Origin of the sequence: uncultured Duncaniella sp., assembly GCF_910577345.1 — a bacterium.
Lineage (GTDB): Bacteria > Bacteroidota > Bacteroidia > Bacteroidales > Muribaculaceae > Duncaniella.
Map to the genome: position 1 here is coordinate 52,657 of NZ_CAJTMT010000006.1, position 18,674 is coordinate 71,330.

Annotated in this window: 16 protein-coding genes; 8 read left to right on the top strand and 8 right to left on the bottom strand. The window is 51.5% G+C overall.

Translation table 11 applies throughout. The features are described 5' to 3' along the window. Positions 1-219 precede the first annotated feature (219 nt). Together QZ310_RS04375 and QZ310_RS04380 are read left to right on the top strand one after the other, a co-directional pair. Positions 220-825 carry a YqgE/AlgH family protein gene (locus QZ310_RS04375; RefSeq protein WP_297070763.1) on the top strand — a complete coding sequence of 202 codons (606 nt, stop codon included), beginning with the start codon at positions 220-222 and terminating at the stop codon, positions 823-825. A gap of 366 nt (positions 826-1,191) precedes the next feature. Next, positions 1,192-1,719 (top strand): 30S ribosomal protein S16, encoded by a 528-nt coding sequence (locus QZ310_RS04380; protein ID WP_297070765.1) that lies wholly within the window; start codon positions 1,192-1,194, stop codon positions 1,717-1,719. Between the two features lie 654 nt (positions 1,720-2,373). Here QZ310_RS04380 and QZ310_RS04385 read toward each other — a convergent pair. The 5 genes from QZ310_RS04385 to QZ310_RS04405 all read right to left on the bottom strand — a co-directional run bounded on the left by QZ310_RS04385 (position 2,374) and on the right by QZ310_RS04405 (position 9,985). Next, complete coding sequence (locus QZ310_RS04385) at positions 2,374-4,431, bottom strand: AAA family ATPase (RefSeq protein ID WP_297070767.1); 2,058 nt, start codon at positions 4,429-4,431, stop codon at positions 2,374-2,376. A 25-nt stretch (positions 4,432-4,456) separates the two neighbouring features. Beyond that, positions 4,457-6,139: a hypothetical protein gene (locus QZ310_RS04390; RefSeq protein WP_297070769.1), complete on the bottom strand. Its 1,683-nt coding sequence runs from the start codon at positions 6,137-6,139 to the stop codon at positions 4,457-4,459. Between the two features lie 71 nt (positions 6,140-6,210). After that, on the bottom strand, positions 6,211-7,278 hold the full coding sequence (locus QZ310_RS04395) for a hypothetical protein (RefSeq protein WP_297070771.1): 1,068 nt from the start codon (positions 7,276-7,278) through the stop codon (positions 6,211-6,213). Between the two features lie 325 nt (positions 7,279-7,603). Beyond that, complete coding sequence (locus QZ310_RS04400) at positions 7,604-8,914, bottom strand: ABC transporter permease (RefSeq protein WP_297070773.1); 1,311 nt, start codon at positions 8,912-8,914, stop codon at positions 7,604-7,606. Positions 8,915-9,049: 135 nt separating this feature from the next. Beyond that, positions 9,050-9,985, bottom strand: coding sequence for an ABC transporter ATP-binding protein (locus tag QZ310_RS04405; protein WP_297070776.1), 936 nt, complete (start codon positions 9,983-9,985; stop codon positions 9,050-9,052). A gap of 189 nt (positions 9,986-10,174) precedes the next feature. On the opposite strand from QZ310_RS04405, the gene QZ310_RS04410 reads away from it, so the two are divergent. The 6 genes from QZ310_RS04410 (at position 10,175) to glyA (ending at position 14,785) form a co-directional block, all read left to right on the top strand. Further along, positions 10,175-10,672 carry a sigma-70 family RNA polymerase sigma factor gene (locus QZ310_RS04410; RefSeq protein ID WP_297070778.1) on the top strand — a complete coding sequence of 166 codons (498 nt, stop codon included), beginning with the start codon at positions 10,175-10,177 and terminating at the stop codon, positions 10,670-10,672. A 49-nt stretch (positions 10,673-10,721) separates the two neighbouring features. Then, positions 10,722-11,276 (top strand): hypothetical protein, encoded by a 555-nt coding sequence (locus QZ310_RS04415; RefSeq protein ID WP_297070780.1) that lies wholly within the window; start codon positions 10,722-10,724, stop codon positions 11,274-11,276. Between the two features lie 177 nt (positions 11,277-11,453). Next, positions 11,454-12,368 (top strand): aspartate carbamoyltransferase, encoded by a 915-nt coding sequence (pyrB, locus tag QZ310_RS04420; RefSeq protein ID WP_297070782.1) that lies wholly within the window; start codon positions 11,454-11,456, stop codon positions 12,366-12,368. 51 nt (positions 12,369-12,419) lie between these two features. Next, the gene (gene pyrI, locus QZ310_RS04425; RefSeq protein WP_297070784.1) at positions 12,420-12,881 is read left to right on the top strand and encodes an aspartate carbamoyltransferase regulatory subunit; all 462 of its coding nucleotides are present in this window, start codon (positions 12,420-12,422) and stop codon (positions 12,879-12,881) included. A 29-nt stretch (positions 12,882-12,910) separates the two neighbouring features. After that, positions 12,911-13,471: a flavin reductase family protein gene (locus QZ310_RS04430; protein WP_297070786.1), complete on the top strand. Its 561-nt coding sequence runs from the start codon at positions 12,911-12,913 to the stop codon at positions 13,469-13,471. Between the two features lie 33 nt (positions 13,472-13,504). Continuing rightward, the gene (gene glyA, locus QZ310_RS04435; protein WP_297070787.1) at positions 13,505-14,785 is read left to right on the top strand and encodes a serine hydroxymethyltransferase; all 1,281 of its coding nucleotides are present in this window, start codon (positions 13,505-13,507) and stop codon (positions 14,783-14,785) included. 185 nt (positions 14,786-14,970) lie between these two features. On the opposite strand, the gene QZ310_RS04440 is transcribed toward glyA, so the two are convergent. The 3 genes from QZ310_RS04440 to mscL form a co-directional block, all read right to left on the bottom strand. Next, positions 14,971-17,406 carry a pectate lyase gene (locus QZ310_RS04440; RefSeq protein ID WP_297070789.1) on the bottom strand — a complete coding sequence of 812 codons (2,436 nt, stop codon included), beginning with the start codon at positions 17,404-17,406 and terminating at the stop codon, positions 14,971-14,973. Then, entirely contained in the window at positions 17,403-17,768 is a 366-nt protein-coding gene (locus QZ310_RS04445; RefSeq protein ID WP_297070791.1) for a subtilase, read from the bottom strand. The genes QZ310_RS04440 and QZ310_RS04445 overlap by 4 nt, the downstream gene beginning before the upstream one ends. 216 nt (positions 17,769-17,984) lie before the next feature. Beyond that, complete coding sequence (gene mscL / locus QZ310_RS04450) at positions 17,985-18,419, bottom strand: large-conductance mechanosensitive channel protein MscL (RefSeq protein ID WP_297070793.1); 435 nt, start codon at positions 18,417-18,419, stop codon at positions 17,985-17,987. Between the last annotated feature and the right edge of the window lie 255 nt (positions 18,420-18,674).

The following is an 18,674-nucleotide window of genomic DNA, read 5'->3' on the forward strand; positions in this document are numbered from 1 at the left end:
CATGATTGGGCAAAAGTTGAACTGAATTGGCACTATAAATGAAAAATTGTCCCAATTATGGGTACAATGTTCTATTTTTAACTGTTTTTGTTAGGAAATACGGTATAAAAAGCCTAATTTTATGGTGTAAGTTTATTGGGCGGAAAACCAGAACGCTTAACGCACAATCAGCAACAAATATTTATACACGATCAAAGTCAGGAGGCGAACGGTATTACCATGATAGATTTCGAATCACTACTTTTCAATATAGACATCAACACGAGATGCATCCCGCGTCCCGGTTCGCTTCTTGTCGCAGAGCCGTTCCTCAGGGAACGCTACTTCCACCATGCAGTCATCTGTCTTGTCGACTACGAACCTCGCGGTTCGGCAATGGGGATAGTCCTCAACAATCTTACGAGCTACACTCTTCAGGATGTGTTGCCCTCTGTCAAGGCAAAGACACCGATTCCGATTTATTGCGGAGGGCCGATGTCGTGTGACCGTCTTTACTTCATGCATACGCTCGGCGAACTGATTCCGGATTCGCGTGAAGTGACCCCCGGTCTATATATAGGTGGAGATTTCGAGACTGTCTTGTCTATCGTAAACGACGGCTATTCCACCGATGGCCATCTGAGATTTTTCCTCGGCTATAGCGGTTGGGATGTGGAGCAGCTTGATGGCGAACTGTTGAAAAATGTTTGGGCTGTAACTGATATACCCTCGCTTGACACAGTGTTGACAGGCGAAGAGGATGCCTATTGGCACAGAGTGGTCAGAGGCATGGGCAAGAAATATCGCGGATGGCTCTACCATCCGCGCAATCCGCACTCAAACTGATTAAGGGGGTGGCTGATACCAAAGTGAATGTAGTTAAGCACTCTCTAAATCCATCAGCAAAACAGACTGATAGACACACCGAATAGTAACATCTGTGATAGATGCACTTTCCGGGATGGTCCGGACTGTGGAGCCGTTGAAACAGACTTTAACCGGTCTCCGCAAAATGTTAGCTCCCAATTGTAAATAGTCGTCATCAATCAGAGGCTCCGGGCCATCCCTTTTTCTTTTTATAAAGATTGTTGGGTTGTTAAAAATAGTTAAACAAACGAATTGCGCGTTACAGCACATAAAAGATGTTTGGCCGATTGGGGTAAAATCCCTAACTTTGCAGCCGAATTAAATCAATACAAATCACAATAATTAATGGCAACTAAAATCAGACTGCAACGCCATGGTCGCAAGAACTATGCGTTCTATCCTATTGTAATCGCCGATAGCAGGGCACCACGAGATGGTAAATTTATTGAAAGGATAGGTTCTTATAATCCGAACACTAATCCTGCTACAGTAACTTTGAACTTCGAGCGTGCTTTGTATTGGGTAAACGTTGGCGCACAGCCCACCGACACTGTTCGCACTATCCTCTCAAACGAAGGCGTACTTCTCATGAAGCACCTTCAGGGTGGTGTCAAGAAGGGTGCATTCGACGAGGCAGAAGCACAGCGTCGTTTTGATGCCTGGAAGGCTCAGAAGCAGCAGACTGTCGACAAACTCCGTGCCTCTATGGCCGACAAGAAGGAGCTTGAGGCAAAGAACCGCTTCGAGGCTGAAGTGGCTAAGAACAAGGCTAAGGCCGAGGAAGTGGCTAAGAAGAAAGCTGAAGCCGCTGCCGCCGCTGCTGAAGCTGAGGCTGCTGAGGCTCCCGCAGAGGAAGCTCCCGCTGCTGAATAACTATCGGCATGAAAGCAGACAGTCAGTAATGGCTGTTGAAGAAATAACCCGCACTCTTTCGAGAGTAGCGGGTTTATTTTTTTACCTTGATTTGTTTATGCCGGGCGTATATTATAGGTCTAATCGTAAAAAAAGTAAAATAAAACCTTTATAAATCCGTGTAATACAAATATATACGACAAAATTATGAAAAAGTGAATCAGGCTTGGATGTCCGCAGGACATCGATTTTTTCGTAACCCTGTACATCGAAGCGAAGCGAAGATGTGCAGGGAAAGTCCAAGTTCTATATAGAATGGTGTCTGTAAGACACCGATTTACCATTCTGGATAGCCTTTCTGACACGATAATCGATGTCCTCCGGACATCTTTTTTTGAGAGATGATCTTTCCCCGCACATCTACGCTCCGCTCCGATGTACGGGGTTACGGAAAAATCGGTGTCCTATCGGACACCCGCGGCAGCTCCTATCATATATGTGGGCATCTCATGCATGTGGCAGTATGCATGTGTGTACCTGCTGCATAGGTTATGCGCATGTGTGTACCTGCTGCATAGGTTACCCGCATGTGTGTACCTGCTGCGTAGGTTATCCGCATGTGTGTATTTCTGCGGCCGGATTTAATGGTCCCTTGGACTGTTTTGCAGTGCAATATTAACGCTTGAGGCGTTTGGCTATCTCGCGGTGGTGATGGGCGGAGGAGGGGTCGCCGATGGAGTCGTAGATGTCGGCAAGGAGTGAGTGAAGGGTAGAGAGTGCCGGGCGTGGATAGTCGTTTGTCTCGCTCAGGTTGAGTGCGACGAGGCAGCGGTCCATCGCGTTGTGCGGGTCAGAGAGATTGAAATATGCGAGCCCCATGCGCACAAGTGCATCGAAGTGGTCGGGTTCTTGCCGGATGACGTTCTCGAAATCGCGGATGGCACTTGTATAGTCCTCCAATGTCATGTTGGCAAGGGCGCGGCCATAGAGTGCGGGCTGGTGGTCGGGGAGTAGGGTGAGGGCTTTGTCATAGTTGGCGATTGCCGGTAGAGGCATGTCGTCGAGACGGCAGTCGTCGCCGAGTGAGCAGTATTCGCGCGCCATGTCGGCGAAACGTTGCGAGTCGGCTTCAATCCTTGCTTCAAGTTCGGCGATGCGTTGCTTCATCTTGTCGACAACTCCGAGCTTGCGTCTGGCAAGACGCATGGCGCTTCCGTTTTCAAGCAACGGCCATGATTTGCTTGCCTCCACAAAGAGGTCGAAGGCATCGGCAAGTTCTCCTTTGTCGGCTTTAGAGATCGCTTTCAGGTAACATTCATCCGCATGGGCTTTGCGCATTGCCTCGTCGATGAGGATGGGGTCGTTGAACGAACGGCTGAAGTTGATGATTGCAGGGTTGACAAAGATGTCGCGGTCGGCCACGGTCGAACGCAGTCCCATTCCCTCGAAGCTGCGGCAACGCGAGAGAGCGACGTAGGTCTGACCTCCCGTGAAAGCACCGCGCCCTATGTCGATGATGACATTGTTGAACGTCAACCCTTGGCTTTTGTGGATGGTCAATGCCCAAGCAAGTTTGACGGGATATTGGGTGAAACTCCCGAGTTCCTCCTCATTGATTTTCTTTGTCTTGGCATCGTAGATATAGCGGATGTTTGACCATTTTTCGGGCTCAACGGCATGGACATCGCCATTTTCGAGTCTAACTTCAAGAAGATCCTTGGTCAGAGTCTCGACAGTGCCGATAGTACCGTTGACCCACAGTTTGTCGGGGGAGTTCTTGATGAACACCACCTGTGCGCCCTCTTTCAGCGAAAGCTCAAGGTCGGTCGGAAGTGAATTTTCCGGAAAATCCCCCTTGATGGTGCCAACAAAAGTGACGAGTGGACGCTCGATGGCGTTAAGGCGCGTTTCGTTGATATGGTCCACCATGTCGCGGCGCGATGCGAGAGTCATGGTCGGTTTTGAGGCGTGGAGGTCGGCATCGAGAAGGTTGGGAGGCAGACAGCGGGAATTGAGGTGGGCTATGTCTTCGCGGCTGACCGTCCCCATGCGGATACGGTCGAGCAACTCCACGAAATCCCCTTCGCTCTGTCGGTAAATCTTGCGGAGTTCGATGGGGACAAGGTGGATGCGTTCGAATACATGAGCGGAGAAGAAAAAGGAATCGCGGTAGTATTTGCGGAGTATGTCGCGCATGTCGCCGGTAAGGACCGGTTCGAGCTGAAACACATCGCCTACGAGCAAAAGCTGTTTTCCGCCGAAGGGTTCGCGCTGATTGCCGGAATAGGTGCGCAGGAGGAGATCGACAAAGTCAATGATGTCCGCGCGGACCATCGAGATTTCATCAATGATAATCAGCTCGACCTCACGGATGAGTTTGACGAGCGCTCCCGGATACTTCATCCGCTGCTTGATGCGGTCGGGTTTGAAGTCGGGGTCATCGGGGGTGATGGGCTTGAACGGTATGCGGAAGAAGGAGTGGAGAGTCACACCTCCGACATTGACGGCTGCTATGCCCGTCGGCGCGAGGACAACAAACTTTTTGTGGGTATGCGCGGTGATGTAACGCAGGAAAGTCGATTTTCCCGTTCCGGCTTTGCCGGTAAGGAAAATCGACTGTCTGGTATGTTGCAACAATTCCCAAGCCTTTATGAATTCGGGATTGTTGAGGTCAATGCTTTCGCTTTCTTCCGCAACTCTGCGTCGGGCAGGCCGCGAAGACTTTTTTGCCATTTACGATAAGTGGGAGTGGATGCGGTTAGAAACGGAATCCGACGGTGAGGACGACTGAGTTATTGTTATCGCTGATAGAGCCTGTCGGTGCGAGGATGAGGTCGCCGGTTGAATTTTCATTGTAGTCAGTGAAGGCACTGAATTTGCTCTTGCGCGAACGATGGACGTAGGCAGCATCAGCGTAGAAATTCTTGTAGCGGTAACCGAGGCCGCAGGTGATATACTGCGTGGTCTTGTCGAAGGTGTAGGAGGGGAGGGTCTCAGTATCGTCTGCACCACCGGTGAATACATAATTGGCTGTAGGACCGTTGGCGGTCATGGAGTATCCGTCCATGGCTTCCTGAGTGACGGGTGAAGTCTCATAGACATAACCGGCACGGACGCTGAATTGCGGAGTCACGCGATATTCAAGGCCGAGGCGCATGATGTTCTGAGCCTTGTAGTAAGTCTTGACATCTTCATTGAGATCACGATAGTCGTTGCCGTTGAAATCCTGAACCTTGATGTCGTTGGTAGCGCGATATTCATAGTCGGCACTGATGATGGCACGTCCGCCGATAACACCGGCAGCACCGACCATAAGTCGCCAAGGAGAGCGGGTCTTCCAATCAAATTCATCAAGATAGCCTTCGTCGGTCATGACCGAGCCGTTGTAAGGTTCGCCGTTGTAGGCAGCGGCCTGATAGTCGTAGCTCATCGTAGCGCCACCCTCGTAAGAGAGATTATAGTATGTCGGGGTGTGGACTGCGATACCGAGGCGGAATTCATTGACAGGCTTGAAAATCAAACCGGCCTTGAAGTTGAAACCGCTACCCCAGATGTGTTTGAAGTTGTCAAGGGTGTAAGCTGCATCACCTCTGGTATAGGTCGGTTCCTTATTGAGATCTACGCCGGGAGCGAACGCGTTGTCGATGCTCTCGCTGTAGAAGGCGCGGGTCTTGTAGTCAATGTCGGTGATGCCGAAACCGATACCCCAGTAGACCACGTCGGAGATGTTGCCACCAAAGTTGATGGAGTATTCGTCAATGTGGCCCTTTTCTTCAATGTCGATTGCAGCCGAACCGGTTGAACCGGTTTTTTCGTTGTAGTCAAAAAGGCCGGTATATGAATTTGAACCGGGGGAGAGCGGGCTTATGCCACCACCCTGAAACATAAGAATGCTTGACCAGGGAGCGGATGAGTCGAGATACGGGCTGTACTTGTCGCCAAACGACATTTCGCCGGGTGTATATCCATCGGCTGAGGTATAGTCAGCCACGAGGTTGGTCAGCGATGTGCCGATGGCACCCATGCTTCCTCTGTAACGGCGGTCGAATGATGCCACGCGCGAATAGCTTGCGCCCCAGTTGAAGAATGGCATAGCCGAGTTTGAGCCGAGGTTTACGGTGCCGACATAACCGAAGCTGTTGCAGGCAACGTTGGTGTGGTTCTCGGTGTTGGTCATTCCACCTGCGCGGAATTTTGCCGACTGCATGGTGATGTCGAGAGTGGCCGAAAGGTCGCTGCTGCGATACACGCCTATACCGCCGGGGTTCTGGTTGAGGGTCGAGATGTCGCCGCCGAGTGCGGTGAAGGCGCCGCCCATTGACATGAAGCGCGCGCTTCCCCGCAGATCGTTTTGCGAGACAGAGTAGGCATCAAGAGCTGATTGAGCCATCATTGCTCCCGGAAGAGCTGCCAGCATCCCTGCTAAGAGTGTCTTGTTCATAAGAGCTGAAGTTTGTGAGTTTCTAATAGACAAAATGATTTATCACTGTTGCATCGTTTTTTGATAGTGCATTAATGACGGCCACGTCCGCCACCGGATGAGCGGCTACCTCCGGTTGATCCGCCGCCGAATCCTCCACGGCTGCCACCTGAGTAGCTGCCGCCGTTGTAGCGGCCGCCGTTGGTGGTTGAGGGTCGGTTGTAACTGTTGTTGGAATTGTTCGTATTGTAGTTCGGACGGTTGTAGCTGTTGTTATTGTTGTTGACCGACGGGCGGTTGGTTGTCGAGGGACGGCTACCGACACCCGGACGGTTGCCGGTCGAGGGACGGTTGCCGCTGACACCGGGACGATTACTTGTAGTCGGACGGTTTACGACAAAATTGTTGTTGGCACCGGGATGGCGGTTGGAGTTGATTGACGGACGCGAACCGACAGTCGGAGCGCCTGACCCATTGGGAAGATGGCCGAGAGCACCCGGATGACGCGGGTTGTAGGGACGACCACCGCCCCATGACGGACCACCCCACGACGGACCCCAGCCGGGACCCCAACCCCATGACGGTCCCCAGGCCCACGACGGACCCCAAGCGGGACCCCAGCCCCATGACGGACCCCAACCCCATGACCAGTAGGGATCATACCATGAGCCCCAATACCAGCTTGAATTCCAACGCCAGTAGTTGTTGTACCAGTAGGGAGATGTCCATGCGCTGTAGGGGTAGAAATAGTCATAGCCCCAATAAGAGGTCGGAGTGTTGACATAGATGTTGACCTCGTCGGGTTCCATATAGTATATGTTTGCCAGTTCCTTGTCGCCTGAGCCGCTTACAATCTCGGGATTGTAGAACTGCTCGATGCGTCGGGTGTAGGCGAAGTCGGTCGCAGTTGTGTCCGCGCTGAGAGAGTCGGTAGCGAAGATACCGCGACGGTTGTAGTCGTCCACGCTTATTGAGCGCGTACCGTTGACGGTGTAAGTGTCGGCCGATGGATAGTCATAGACAATCACCGTGTTCTTTTTTGCGGATGAATTGTTGGTGGTGACAGGCTTCTTTGTCGCCTTGGCCGGGTTGTAGTAGATGTCGTCGTCAAAGTATGACTGGGCCGACATGACACCGACTGCGGCAAGAGCACTTGCCATAAAAAATGTAAATCGCTTGAAGTTCATTGTGTGAGATATGCTGAGAAGTGAGAGATTTGTTTTAATGCATCTTATAGTTTAGACACGCGAACAGGCTAAAAGTTTAATCGCTTGCGCGCGCATACCTCTATATTAATGCAAAAATACGAATTTTCAGTCAATATGGCAAATAAGAATGCCATTGGTCGGAATCAAGAGCCACTAAAAGTATCCGGGTGGAGAAGAAACGGATTTTAGGGTTGATTCGCCCCAATCTCTACGTTTCTTCTTCACCCGGATACTTTTTCGCCGTCATGTTGTTTCAGGCGACGTCTGTGTCAGTGGATTACTTGTAGCTGACCCAGCGCATGAGTTCCTTGATTGTCGGCTTTTTGCCATACATGAAGATGCCGACGCGATAGATTTTGCCTGCAAGCCAGACCATGGCGAGGAATCCTGCGGCAAGAAGCACGAGCGAGAGGATGATTTCCCATGTCGGGATGCCGAACGGGATGCGCGCTACCATGACCATCGGTGACGTCAGCGGGAACATCGACATCCAGAAGGCCACGCTGCCCATAGGATCGGCGGCAGCGACCATCGCAAAGATGAGACCGAAGATGATCGGGAACACGGCGAACGAAGTCAGTTGGCTTGCATCCTGAATATTGTCGACCGACGAACCTACGGCTGCGAAGATGGAAGAGTAGAGGAGGAAGCCGAAGATGAGGAAGACAGTCATGAGGGCTATGAGCGAGATGATATGGCCGACGTTGCCGAGCATACCGACTGCCTGGATGATTTCAATGGACGATGTGTCGCTGACCTGATCGAAGTGACCGCTCTGGACGGCAGCCACGTCGGCCATCGCATCGGCAGGGATGAGGGCCGGAAGAAGGTAGGCCGACATTGCCGCGAGGAGCACACCCCAGATGAGAATCTGGGTGACCGCCACAAGGGCCACTCCGATAATCTTACCCATCATGAGCTGTGCGGGTTTCACGGACGAAACCACGACTTCAAGCACACGGTTGCCCTTCTCCTCGATAATGGAGGTCATAACCATCTGTCCGTAGATGAGCAGGAACATGTAGAGCACGAAAGTCATGGCTATGCCGACTCCGTAGCTGAACGCCGAAGAATTGCTCTCTTCGCTGTCCTTGTCAGCACGGACTGTGGTGAGGCTGACATCGCTTTTGACGCTTTCGAGAATCTGGTCGAGATTGTTGATGTTGTAGGTTTTCAGACGTTCACTTTCGATGATGTCATTAATCTGACCGGTGATGTCAGACTCTGTGCTTATCGAAGAGGGACCGTTGGAATAGAATTTGAGACTTGTGCGGTTGGCTGTGAGGATGTTTTCGGGGATTACGAGCACAGCGTCCACTCCGTCGCGCGTAAGTGCCGAATCGACTGTCACATCTGTAGCAGGTAGGAAGGTCAGGGATTTTGAACTTTTAAGTCCGGGAAGGATTTTGTTGCTGTTGTCGATGACCGAGACAGTCGTGGCCGATGAATCCACGAAATTCATGATTATGGCCGGAAGCACCATGAGTGCAAGCATCAGCACCGGCATTATTATTGTCGTGATGATAAAGCTTTTTTTCTTTACGCGCTCCATGTATTCGCGCTCGATCACTATACCTATTTTTGACATAGAAGTTGATTTGTAGTGCATGATTCGTGACGCATGGACCCGTTTTTCTGTCGGGAAGCGAAGCTGAATCGTGCGGTGGATGATTGTTGTGATTGGTTATATCCGTCTGTGTTGGGATTTTGACCCGTGTTGAGGTCAGGCTGGATTGCCGCTGTCCTCTTTAACGGCGCGGATGAAGATGTCGTTCATGGATGCGATGCTTTCGTTTAGGCCCGCGATGACAACGCTCTCATTGGCGGCAGAGATTGCGTCGCGCAGTGATGCTCCATCGTTGAGGTGGAAGTTGAGGCGCTGACGGCCCTGCGCGTCCGGTTCGAGCAGCGAGAAGTCACCGGCAAGTGGCTGGAGGCGTTCCATCAGAGTTCGCGCATCGCCACCGAATGTTATGTCGTAGCGGTTGCCGAAATATTCACGGCGAAGCTCCTCGACCTTTCCGCTGAGGATGTTGCGGCTCTTGTTGATAAGGGTGATGTTGTCGCAGATTTCCTCGACTGACGACATGTTGTGGGTCGAGAAAATCACCGTCGATCCTTCATCCTTGAGTTTGAGGATTTCCTCTTTGAGCAAGGCGGCGTTGATGGGGTCGAAGCCGGAGAACGGTTCGTCGAAAATCAGAAGTTTCGGACGGTGAAGCACAGTGACTATGAACTGCACTTTCTGCGCCATGCCTTTCGAAAGCTCCTCGACCTTCTTGTCCCACCATGAAAGGATGTCGAATTTCTCGAACCATTTTCTTAGCTCGCGGACGGCATCCTGCTTGGAAAGACCCTTCAGACGGGCGAAAAACACGGCCTGTTCGCCGACCTTCATCTTTTTATAGAGGCCGCGCTCTTCGGGAAGGTAGCCGATATGTTCGACGTCAGCCTGGGTGAGCTGATGGCCTTCGAATATCACACGACCGCTGTCGGGGGCGGTGATATGGTTGATGATTCGGATGAGGGTGGTTTTGCCGGCTCCGTTGGGGCCTAAAAGTCCGTAGACCTCTCCGGCAGGGACGTTTAGCGAGACATTGTCGAGCGCGAGATGCGACGAATATGCTTTGCTGACGTTTTCAACTTGTAATATATCCATTGTCAGTTTGCTGAGTGATGGTTAAAGGGTTTATTAAACTGCGGTTTTATGAGGTTAGACGCATTATTTCGGAAAAAGTTACACCCGACATGAAACTTTTTGGGAAATAGTGCGTCTAACGAAGTGAAAAGCTCCTCTCCCCGATAGTAATCCACCATTTACAGCAAGCACCCAAACCACAGAAGGAACATGGCTTCAACCGAAAAGGAATCACGCTTTCTGACGATTGTCAATGACAACCGTCAGCTTCTGTATAAGGTGTGCTATATGTATGCCACGGACCGTGACCATTTCCAGGATCTCTATCAGGAGGTGCTTGCCAATATCTGGGAGGGACTTGCTTCTTTCCGTGGCGATTCGGCGCTTTCGACGTGGCTCTACCGCACAGCGCTCAACACCTGCGTGACGTTTTACAGGAAACACAACCGCCACTCCTCCGAGATGACTTCCCTTGATGTGGCTGACGGGCTTATGGCTGATGACGGAGTGAGGAATGAGCAACTGCAGGAGATGTATCGTCTGATTTCAAAACTTTCGAAAATCGACAAGGCTATCATCCTGATGTGGCTCGACGAGAGAAGCTACGACGAGATTGCCGAGGTCACAGGTTTTACGAGAAACAACGTGGCCACCCGTCTGAGACGGATAAAGCAGCGGCTTGTCGACAGCGGCAACCGCGATGAATAGAGTAATTTACAGATTGATTTCTAACCTTGATTAAACACTGACACGATATATGGATATTAACGAGCTGAAAAACAATTGGAACTCCATGAGCATTCCTCCGGATTACCATGCAGGAGTGACCGACGACATACTTTCGCGTGTTGAACGCGGGCGTGTCACAACTCTGCGTGACCGCCTCGGCAACATCAGCCGTATGCTCTCGCAGATTTGCTGTGTCGGTGTGCTGTTGATGATTCCGTATCTTCACGAGTCGCCAACGCTCGGTATTCTTGCCATCGCATTCTTCATTTTTATGGGTGTGATGCACTTCAGGGCTTATCGGCGCGTCAGCCGTCTGGCTTTTTCTGAAATGACGGTACGCGAGGCGATTCTCACGGTTGCCAACATTGACCGCGACCGCATAAGGCTGCGCGCCATTGGCATGGCTTTGGGACTGCCGTTGGCCATATATATGTGTTTCACATTCTCTGAAGTGTTCGGTGATTACTATCTCTACGGCTGCATTGCCGGTGCGGTTGTCGGACTCGGCATTGGATTGTTTATCAACCGGCGTGCTGTCAATATTATCCGGGAGATGCGTGCCCAGCTCAATCCGGAACAGTGAGGGCATGGCTGATTCCGGTTATGACGGTCGGAATCCTGCTGCGTCTGTCAGGAGTGCGGGGGACTTGAATTGCCGTTGAATAAAATCAGGCTAATTTTTATGGCAAAGTGCCTGTTTTTTCCTGAAAAGTGAGTAAATTTGCAGTGAACTCATCAAGCATTTCAACATTTCACTGCAATGAACACCAATAGTCTTGTATCAATAAGCGACATAGGGCGTGAAGAGATTCTCTCGTTGCTCGACATGGCCCGTCGTTTTGAGGAAAACCCGAACCGCCGTCTGCTTGAAGGGCGTGTGGTCGCAACACTTTTTTTTGAACCGTCAACCCGTACGCGTCTCAGTTTCGAAACGGCAGTAAACCGTCTCGGAGGACGAGTAATCGGTTTCTCTGATGCAAACACCACGAGTTCCTCAAAAGGGGAGACCCTGAAGGATACGATAAAGATGGTGAGCAACTATGTCGATCTCATTGTCATGCGTCATTACCTCGAAGGCGCAGCCCGCTATGCATCGGAGGTGACGGATGTCCCCATCATCAATGCCGGCGACGGTGCCAATCAGCATCCCTCGCAGACAATGCTTGACCTCTATTCCATCTACAAGACTCAGGGCACTCTTGAAAATCTGACCATCACGCTTGTCGGTGACCTCAAATATGGCCGCACAGTCCACTCGCTTCTGATGGCCATGCGCTATTTCAACCCGACATTCCGTTTTGTGGCTTGCAAGGAACTTGGAATGCCTGCCGAATATAAGACCTTCTGTGATGAAAACGGCATCCGCTATTCGGAGCATACCGATTTTTCTCCCGAGGTCATCAACAGCAGCGACATCATCTATATGACCCGTGTGCAGCGCGAACGTTTCGCCGACATCATGGAATACGAGCGTGTGAAGGATCTTTACAATCTCAACAATTCGATGCTCGACGGTGCGAAAGAGAATATGCGCATCCTCCATCCGCTTCCCCGCGTCAATGAAATCTCGCAGGATGTCGACGACAATCCCCACGCATATTATTTCGACCAGGCCCGCAACGGTCTCTACGCCCGTCAGGCCATCATCTGCCGTGCGCTCGGCATCGAGGCATAAGGAGTGTCTTACTTACTACTTAATACTTATCACTTAATACTTATATAAAAAGTGACTGTCTCAAAACAAGAACTCGCAGTGGCCGCTCTCCGCAACGGAACTGTCATCGACCATATACCTTCCGCATCTCTTTTCAAGGCCGTGAAGATTTTAGGTATCGAGAATCTGGGTGGCGCCGTCACGATCGGCAACAATCTTGACAGCAAGAAGCTCGGCAAGAAAGGCATCATCAAGGTTGCCGACGTTTTCTTCCCCGAATCGACACTCAACCGAATAGCCCTCATCGCTCCCACCGCTGTGGTCAACATTATCCGTGACTATGAGGTCGTCGAGAAGTTCCCCGTGATTCTTCCGGATACTATTGTGGGCATCGTCAAGTGTGGCAATCCCAAGTGCATCACCAACAATGAGCCGATGCGCACCCGTTTCCATGTGATTGACCGCGACGATGTCACCATCAGTTGCCATTATTGCTCTCAGGCTGTCAAGAGCATCGATGCAAAGATTATCTGACAGCAAGCTTCAGTTTTCGCAAATTTCTCATGAAAGTATCCTGGAAACCCGGCACAATGATTTATCCTCTTCCCGCAGTTCTCGTCAGTTGCGGGGATGAGGCCCACAGCAACATTTTCACTGTCGCTTGGGTGGGTACATTGTGTACCAATCCCCCGATGTGCTACATTTCCGTGCGCCCCGAACGTTTTTCCTATCCGCTCATCAAGGAGCAGATGGAATTCACCATCAATCTGACCACCGAGCCGATGGCTCGTGCGACAGACTGGGCCGGTGTCCGCTCCGGTCGCGATTTCGACAAATGGAAGGAGACCGGTCTCACGCCGGTAAAGGGTGTGAAGGTTTCGTCGCCCTATATAGCCGAATCGCCCGTGTGTATCGAGTGCCGTGTCAAGGAAATCATGCATCTCGGGAGCCACGACATGTTCATAGCCGATGTGGTCAATGTGCTTGCCGAGGATTCACTCATCGACCCTGTCACCGGGGCTTTCGATCTTGGTGCCGCCGGACTTATCAACTACTCCCACGGACATTATTTCAAGCAAGGCGACGAGCTTGGACATTTCGGGTGGAGCGTGAGAAAAAGGTAAAAAAGAAAAACTCATCACTCATTATATTTATCTATGAAAGAGGACAAAGTTATCTTCGACATCATCGAGCGCGAGCATCAGCGCCAGAAAAAAGGAATCGAGCTTATCGCTTCCGAGAATTTCGTTAGTGAGCAAGTGATGCGCGCCATGGGTTCGTGTCTCACCAACAAGTATGCCGAAGGCTATCCCGGCCACCGTTATTATGGAGGTTGTGAGGTGGTCGATGAGGCTGAGAGCATCGCAATCGAGCGCCTTAAGGAGCTCTTCGGTGCAAAGTGGGCCAATGTTCAGCCCCACTCAGGCGCACAGGCCAACATGGCTGTGTTCATGGCCTGTCTCAATCCCGGCGACAAATTCCTCGGCCTTAACCTCAGCCACGGCGGTCACCTCTCACACGGTAGCCCCGTAAACTTCTCCGGCCTTATGTTCAACGCGCTTGAATATAATGTTGACCGTGAGACAGGTCGTGTTGACTACGAGCAGATGGAGGAAGTGGCACGCCGCGAGCGTCCCCGCCTCATCATCGGTGGTGCAAGTGCCTACAGCCGCGAATGGGACTATGCCCGTATGCGTCGTCTTGCCGATGAAATCGGTGCGATCTTCATGGTCGACATGGCTCACCCCGCAGGTCTGATTGCCGCCGGCCTTCTCGACAACCCTGTGAAATATGCCCACATCGTGACTACAACTACCCACAAGACTCTCCGCGGTCCCCGTGGCGGCGTCATCATGATGGGTGAGGATTTCGAAAATCCCTGGGGTAAGACGACTCCCAAGGGTGTCGTGAAGATGATGTCGCAGCTTCTTGATTCGGCTGTGTTCCCCGGTGTTCAGGGTGGTCCCCTCGAGCATGTTATCGCTGCCAAGGCTGTCGCTTTCGGCGAGGCTCTCGCTCCCGAGTTCCGTGAATATCAGCTTCAGGTTCAGAAGAACGCAGCCGTGCTTGCACAGGCTCTCGTTGATATGGGTTACAATATCGTTTCCGGTGGCACCGACAACCACTGTATCCTCGTCGACCTCCGCACCAAGTTCCCTGAACTTACAGGTAAGGTGGCTGAGAAGGCTCTCGTTCAGGCCGACATCACCGCCAACAAGAACATGGTGCCTTTCGATTCGCGCAGCCCGTTCCAGACTTCCGGTATCCGTCTCGGTACTCCCGCCATCACTACCCGTGGAGCCAAGGAACCGCTCATGCTTGAGATCGCTGAGATGATCGACACCGTTCTCCGCAATCCTGAAAGCGCTGAAAACATCGCTGCTGTCCGTGCGAAAGTCAACGCTACCATGCAGCCCTATCCCATGTTTGCATACTAATATCCAATCATTCCGTGCCTGATACCTTCCCAAAGGGAGGTTTGGAAAAACAGGCATTAAGATTGAATTGACCAAAAAATAACCGGAAGATTGCTGAATTTCAGCAATCTTCCGGTTATTTTTTGGTCTGAATGGTATCCGGATTGACCTTGTGAGGGGTCAACTCAGATACCATTTTTTTCTGCTTATTCGAATATGCCTACAAGGTTTGAAGTGTAGGCTGAGAGTGCGGCTTTGAGAGCGGTGATTACGGAATAGTCCGTGTCGGCTCCCGGATAGCTCATATCCCAGGTGAAATCGCCATGATTCAGGCGGCCTGCACCAAAATATCCGGTCACAACTGCCGGGACTTCGGTTGCTTCGAGAGGGGTGTAGACATACATCAGTGTCGGGTCGGTGTCAAAGTTGTTGTAGACGTTGTTGCCGTATACCGTCTTGTAGGTCGCGGGAACCTTCTCGTCGGCGTTGTCAGCCTCATAACAGTCAAATGCGCTTGCGCTGATTTTCTGTGTGGTCGGGGTGAAGCGGTCGTTTCCGGCAGTCTCGGCATAGACGTTTCCGAAACTCTTTATCATGCCTCCGTCCTCTTTGGAGAATGTTCCGGCGCTACCTTCCGGATCATGACCCTGCTGGGAGATGAGCATGGGGTATTTGGTCGAGCGGTAGAAGTTGTTTTCGACGAAGACACTCGCGCCTGTTGTCGCGCCGACACCATATTTCGCACAGCCGTCAAAGTAGTTGTTCCATACATGGACGGTCATTGTGCGTACACGCGGATGGCGGGAATCGCTGTGGTCGAACCAATTGTGGTGATAGTCGATGTAGTTGGGACCTGTTTCGCTCTTCATGCCGCAGAGTGAGCTTTTGCCGCTGTCGTGGAAACGGTTGTAGGCCACGGTGATGTATTGCGAGTCCCCTTTGATGTCGACAGTGCCGTCACCCTTTGCCTGATCGCTGTCACCGCCTGTGCTTCCATAGAAGAGGTCAAGGTGATGCACCCAGCAGTTACGGTTGTCCGTGTCGATGGATACGCAGTCGTCCATACAGAGCATGTTGGCGAAATTGCGGAGCTCAACCGAGCAGGCGTTGCGCAGGAGGAAGCCGAAGCCCCATGTTGTCGCATCGTCTCCGACACCTTCAATCGTGATGTTCATCGGAATAGTGTTGTTCTTGCCTTTTATCTGCAATCCTTCAGCCGAACTGCTGATTTTGTCAAGGTCATCCTTCTTGACAAGTCCTATGAGGCGGACGGCAAGCGGGCGTGTCTCCACACCTTTCTGATAAGCGTCGATGATTGACTGCAGACCTGTGAATACCGTTCCATCGCCATCTTTATTGCTTTGTTTTACCTTGCAGGTCACTGTTTTGGCAGTTTCGGCGGTGACATAGATGACGCGGGCATCATCCTTGAGCTCACCGTTGTCCTTGTATGCACCTATACCGTCATTGAAGTTGAAGTGGGCGAAACCGCTGCGGTCGTAGGCTCTGACATTCATAGCTGTAGCCTCGCTTGCCTTGTCGGCCACCTCTTCGCCGTTGATGACGGGGACGACTTTCAGCGAGTAGACTCCTGCGGGCAGACCGGGGATGTCGGCGCGGCCGTATGTCCCGTAGTTGCGTGCAAGCTCGCGGTCAACGGGGGTGTAGTCGGCATACTTTCCACCTTTAATATATATACGGTAGCTTGATGCCCCTTCGAGGAGTTCCCATTTGCAGTAGACGCTTTCGAGCCAACCTTTGGCTTCGGTGATGCTGACACCACGGTTGACGATTTCCGCATCCTCGCCTGTTTCGGGTGCTTTTGCGAAACTGATGGCTGCGATGTTCTGTTTGAATTCATCGTTCCAGTCACCTGTTTTCGGCATGACGCTGACCACGCCGTTCTCCTTGTCGATGTTCACTTCGGCAAGGTCAACAGTGTTGTAATACTTCACATCGCCACCGGTGGTCCGCAGGAGCATCTGGTTTACTGTGGTGTTCATCTTTACCGAGTGGTCGTCGGTGATGACAGGCGGGGTGGGGGTGTCGCCTCCACCATTTTCGTTCCCTTCGACGGTGATGGTATAGAAAGCCATGCCGCCTCCGGTTGTGACAGTCACATCGCCTGTCGCGGTCACGGTTCCGACATTGGTCTGCCGTTCGGTTGAGCTTGCGAAGCCGCTGACGGTTGTCAGATTGGTTGCTGAGATGGAACGGGCATCACTTGAATTTGCGGTTTCGCATACGACAGTGACCTTTGCGCCCTCCGACAGTCCGGGAATGGTGATTGAAAGTTTGGAGCCGTTGAGACGTATGGCCGAATTTTTGTCGATGCGGATTTTGTCGGCTCCTCCGGCTGTGAATTTGAGACCCTTGGTCATTTCAAGTTCCTGACCGTTGGCGATGAGGGCCGATGAACTTAATTTCGCGGTATTGGCCCAGCGGTTCACGCTCGTGTCCGTGCCTGTCACCGAAGCTTTCCAGTTGGTGGCGTCGGCATTGAGGTTGGCAATGTCCGTTTCAGGGGTGGAGGTGAAATCCCAACTGAGTGTTGTCGTGTCCTGCGCACCGGCGGTCAGTGTGCAGGCGATTGCGGCTGCTCCGATGAAGCCGCGCAGCGATTGGATATGGTTGCGCTTCATCTTACATTTACTTTTTGACCGTTTACAATATATATGCCAGCGGGAAGCCCTTCGGGACTTTCACCGAGATACTGGCCTTTGAGGTTATACACGCCCTTCTTGGCCGTTGGGTCAGCGGTGATGTTTGTCAGTCCTGATGAGCCATGATTGTGGTCAAGAGCGATGTTGACCAGATTCATTTCTGCTGTCTGTGTGGAACTGTCGCTGAAGGTAATGGTGACAAGGTCTTTGTCAAAGGTCATTTTGACTGCTTCCTTCGGGATTGTTTCTCCGGCGATGGTGGTGGTCACCTTGGATTCCGCCTGGACTCCCGCTCCGACTGCTAAAGCCGCGAGACAAAGTCCGGTTCTGATAGTTTTCATGGGGAAGTGTGATGGATTGGTTGGTGAGCTTTCCGGTAATTTGTTTGGCTGTCTGGATTGGTCTTCCGGAAATATGATAATTTAAATAGGTGGAACCGGCGCTTGGCTTATGGTTGCGGAGTGCTCTGATTGGAGTATTCGTGCAACCGCCCATTGCAACCGGTTCCTTCCTCCGCTTTATGATAGGGAGATGTTGGAAGTTGTGTTTTCAACCTCTTATTTCTTTTCCTTGAGCAAATCGCGGATTTCTGTGAGGAGCACTTCTTCCTTGGTCGGTTCGGGTGCAGCCTCAGGCTCGGGAGCGGGTTCTTCCTGCTTGCGCTTGAGCTGGTTGATGGCCTTGATTGCAACGAAGATGCAGAACGCCACGATAAGGAAGTCAACGATTGTCTGGATCCAGCTACCCCAGTTGAGGGTTACTTCCGGCTTTATGACTTCCTGGGTCGTGCCGTCGATGATGGCTTTCTGGATGACGAACTTGTAGTCGGTGAAGTTCATACCACCGGTGGCGACGCCTACAAGTGGCATGATGATGTCATCGACGAGTGATGAGATGATTTTTCCAAAAGCCGCGCCGATGACTACGCCGACAGCCATGTCAATCACGTTGCCACGCATGGCAAACTCTTTGAATTCTTTGATTAATGACATAATGTTTGATTTAAAGATGGAAACATGGTGCGTTAATCTATAAGGCCGCACATGCAATAGTGTTAAACAAAATCATGGGCCGTTGGTTTGCCAATGCTCTTGAATGTCGCAAAAATAGGTAAAAAATAACTAATTTCCATTCCTTTCATGCTTTATTTAGCTTTTTTATACAAAATCGCGCAAAAAACACCAATATTATTTCCGTGCAAACCTGCGGTATTTCAAAAATTAGTAGTAACTTTGTAGCGCTTTTGA

What these genes read in the sequence shown, in the direction of transcription:
- QZ310_RS04385 (WP_297070767.1), bottom strand. Translation starts at nt 4,431, where the DNA reads ATGGCAAAAAAGTCTTCGCGGCCTGCCCGACGCAGAGTTGCGGAAGAA.
- QZ310_RS04410 (WP_297070778.1), top strand. Translation starts at nt 10,175, where the DNA reads ATGGCTTCAACCGAAAAGGAATCACGCTTTCTGACGATTGTCAATGAC.
- QZ310_RS04440 (WP_297070789.1), bottom strand. Translation starts at nt 17,406, where the DNA reads ATGAAGCGCAACCATATCCAATCGCTGCGCGGCTTCATCGGAGCAGCC.
- QZ310_RS04395 (WP_297070771.1), bottom strand. Translation starts at nt 7,278, where the DNA reads ATGGCAAGTGCTCTTGCCGCAGTCGGTGTCATGTCGGCCCAGTCATAC.
- QZ310_RS04380 (WP_297070765.1), top strand. Translation starts at nt 1,192, where the DNA reads ATGGCAACTAAAATCAGACTGCAACGCCATGGTCGCAAGAACTATGCG.
- QZ310_RS04375 (WP_297070763.1), top strand. Translation starts at nt 220, where the DNA reads ATGATAGATTTCGAATCACTACTTTTCAATATAGACATCAACACGAGA.
- QZ310_RS04445 (WP_297070791.1), bottom strand. Translation starts at nt 17,768, where the DNA reads ATGAAAACTATCAGAACCGGACTTTGTCTCGCGGCTTTAGCAGTCGGA.
- glyA (WP_297070787.1), top strand. Translation starts at nt 13,505, where the DNA reads ATGAAAGAGGACAAAGTTATCTTCGACATCATCGAGCGCGAGCATCAG.
- QZ310_RS04400 (WP_297070773.1), bottom strand. Translation starts at nt 8,914, where the DNA reads ATGTCAAAAATAGGTATAGTGATCGAGCGCGAATACATGGAGCGCGTA.
- QZ310_RS04430 (WP_297070786.1), top strand. Translation starts at nt 12,911, where the DNA reads ATGAAAGTATCCTGGAAACCCGGCACAATGATTTATCCTCTTCCCGCA.
- QZ310_RS04415 (WP_297070780.1), top strand. Translation starts at nt 10,722, where the DNA reads ATGGATATTAACGAGCTGAAAAACAATTGGAACTCCATGAGCATTCCT.
- mscL (WP_297070793.1), bottom strand. Translation starts at nt 18,419, where the DNA reads ATGTCATTAATCAAAGAATTCAAAGAGTTTGCCATGCGTGGCAACGTG.
- QZ310_RS04390 (WP_297070769.1), bottom strand. Translation starts at nt 6,139, where the DNA reads ATGAACAAGACACTCTTAGCAGGGATGCTGGCAGCTCTTCCGGGAGCA.
- QZ310_RS04405 (WP_297070776.1), bottom strand. Translation starts at nt 9,985, where the DNA reads ATGGATATATTACAAGTTGAAAACGTCAGCAAAGCATATTCGTCGCAT.
- pyrB (WP_297070782.1), top strand. Translation starts at nt 11,454, where the DNA reads ATGAACACCAATAGTCTTGTATCAATAAGCGACATAGGGCGTGAAGAG.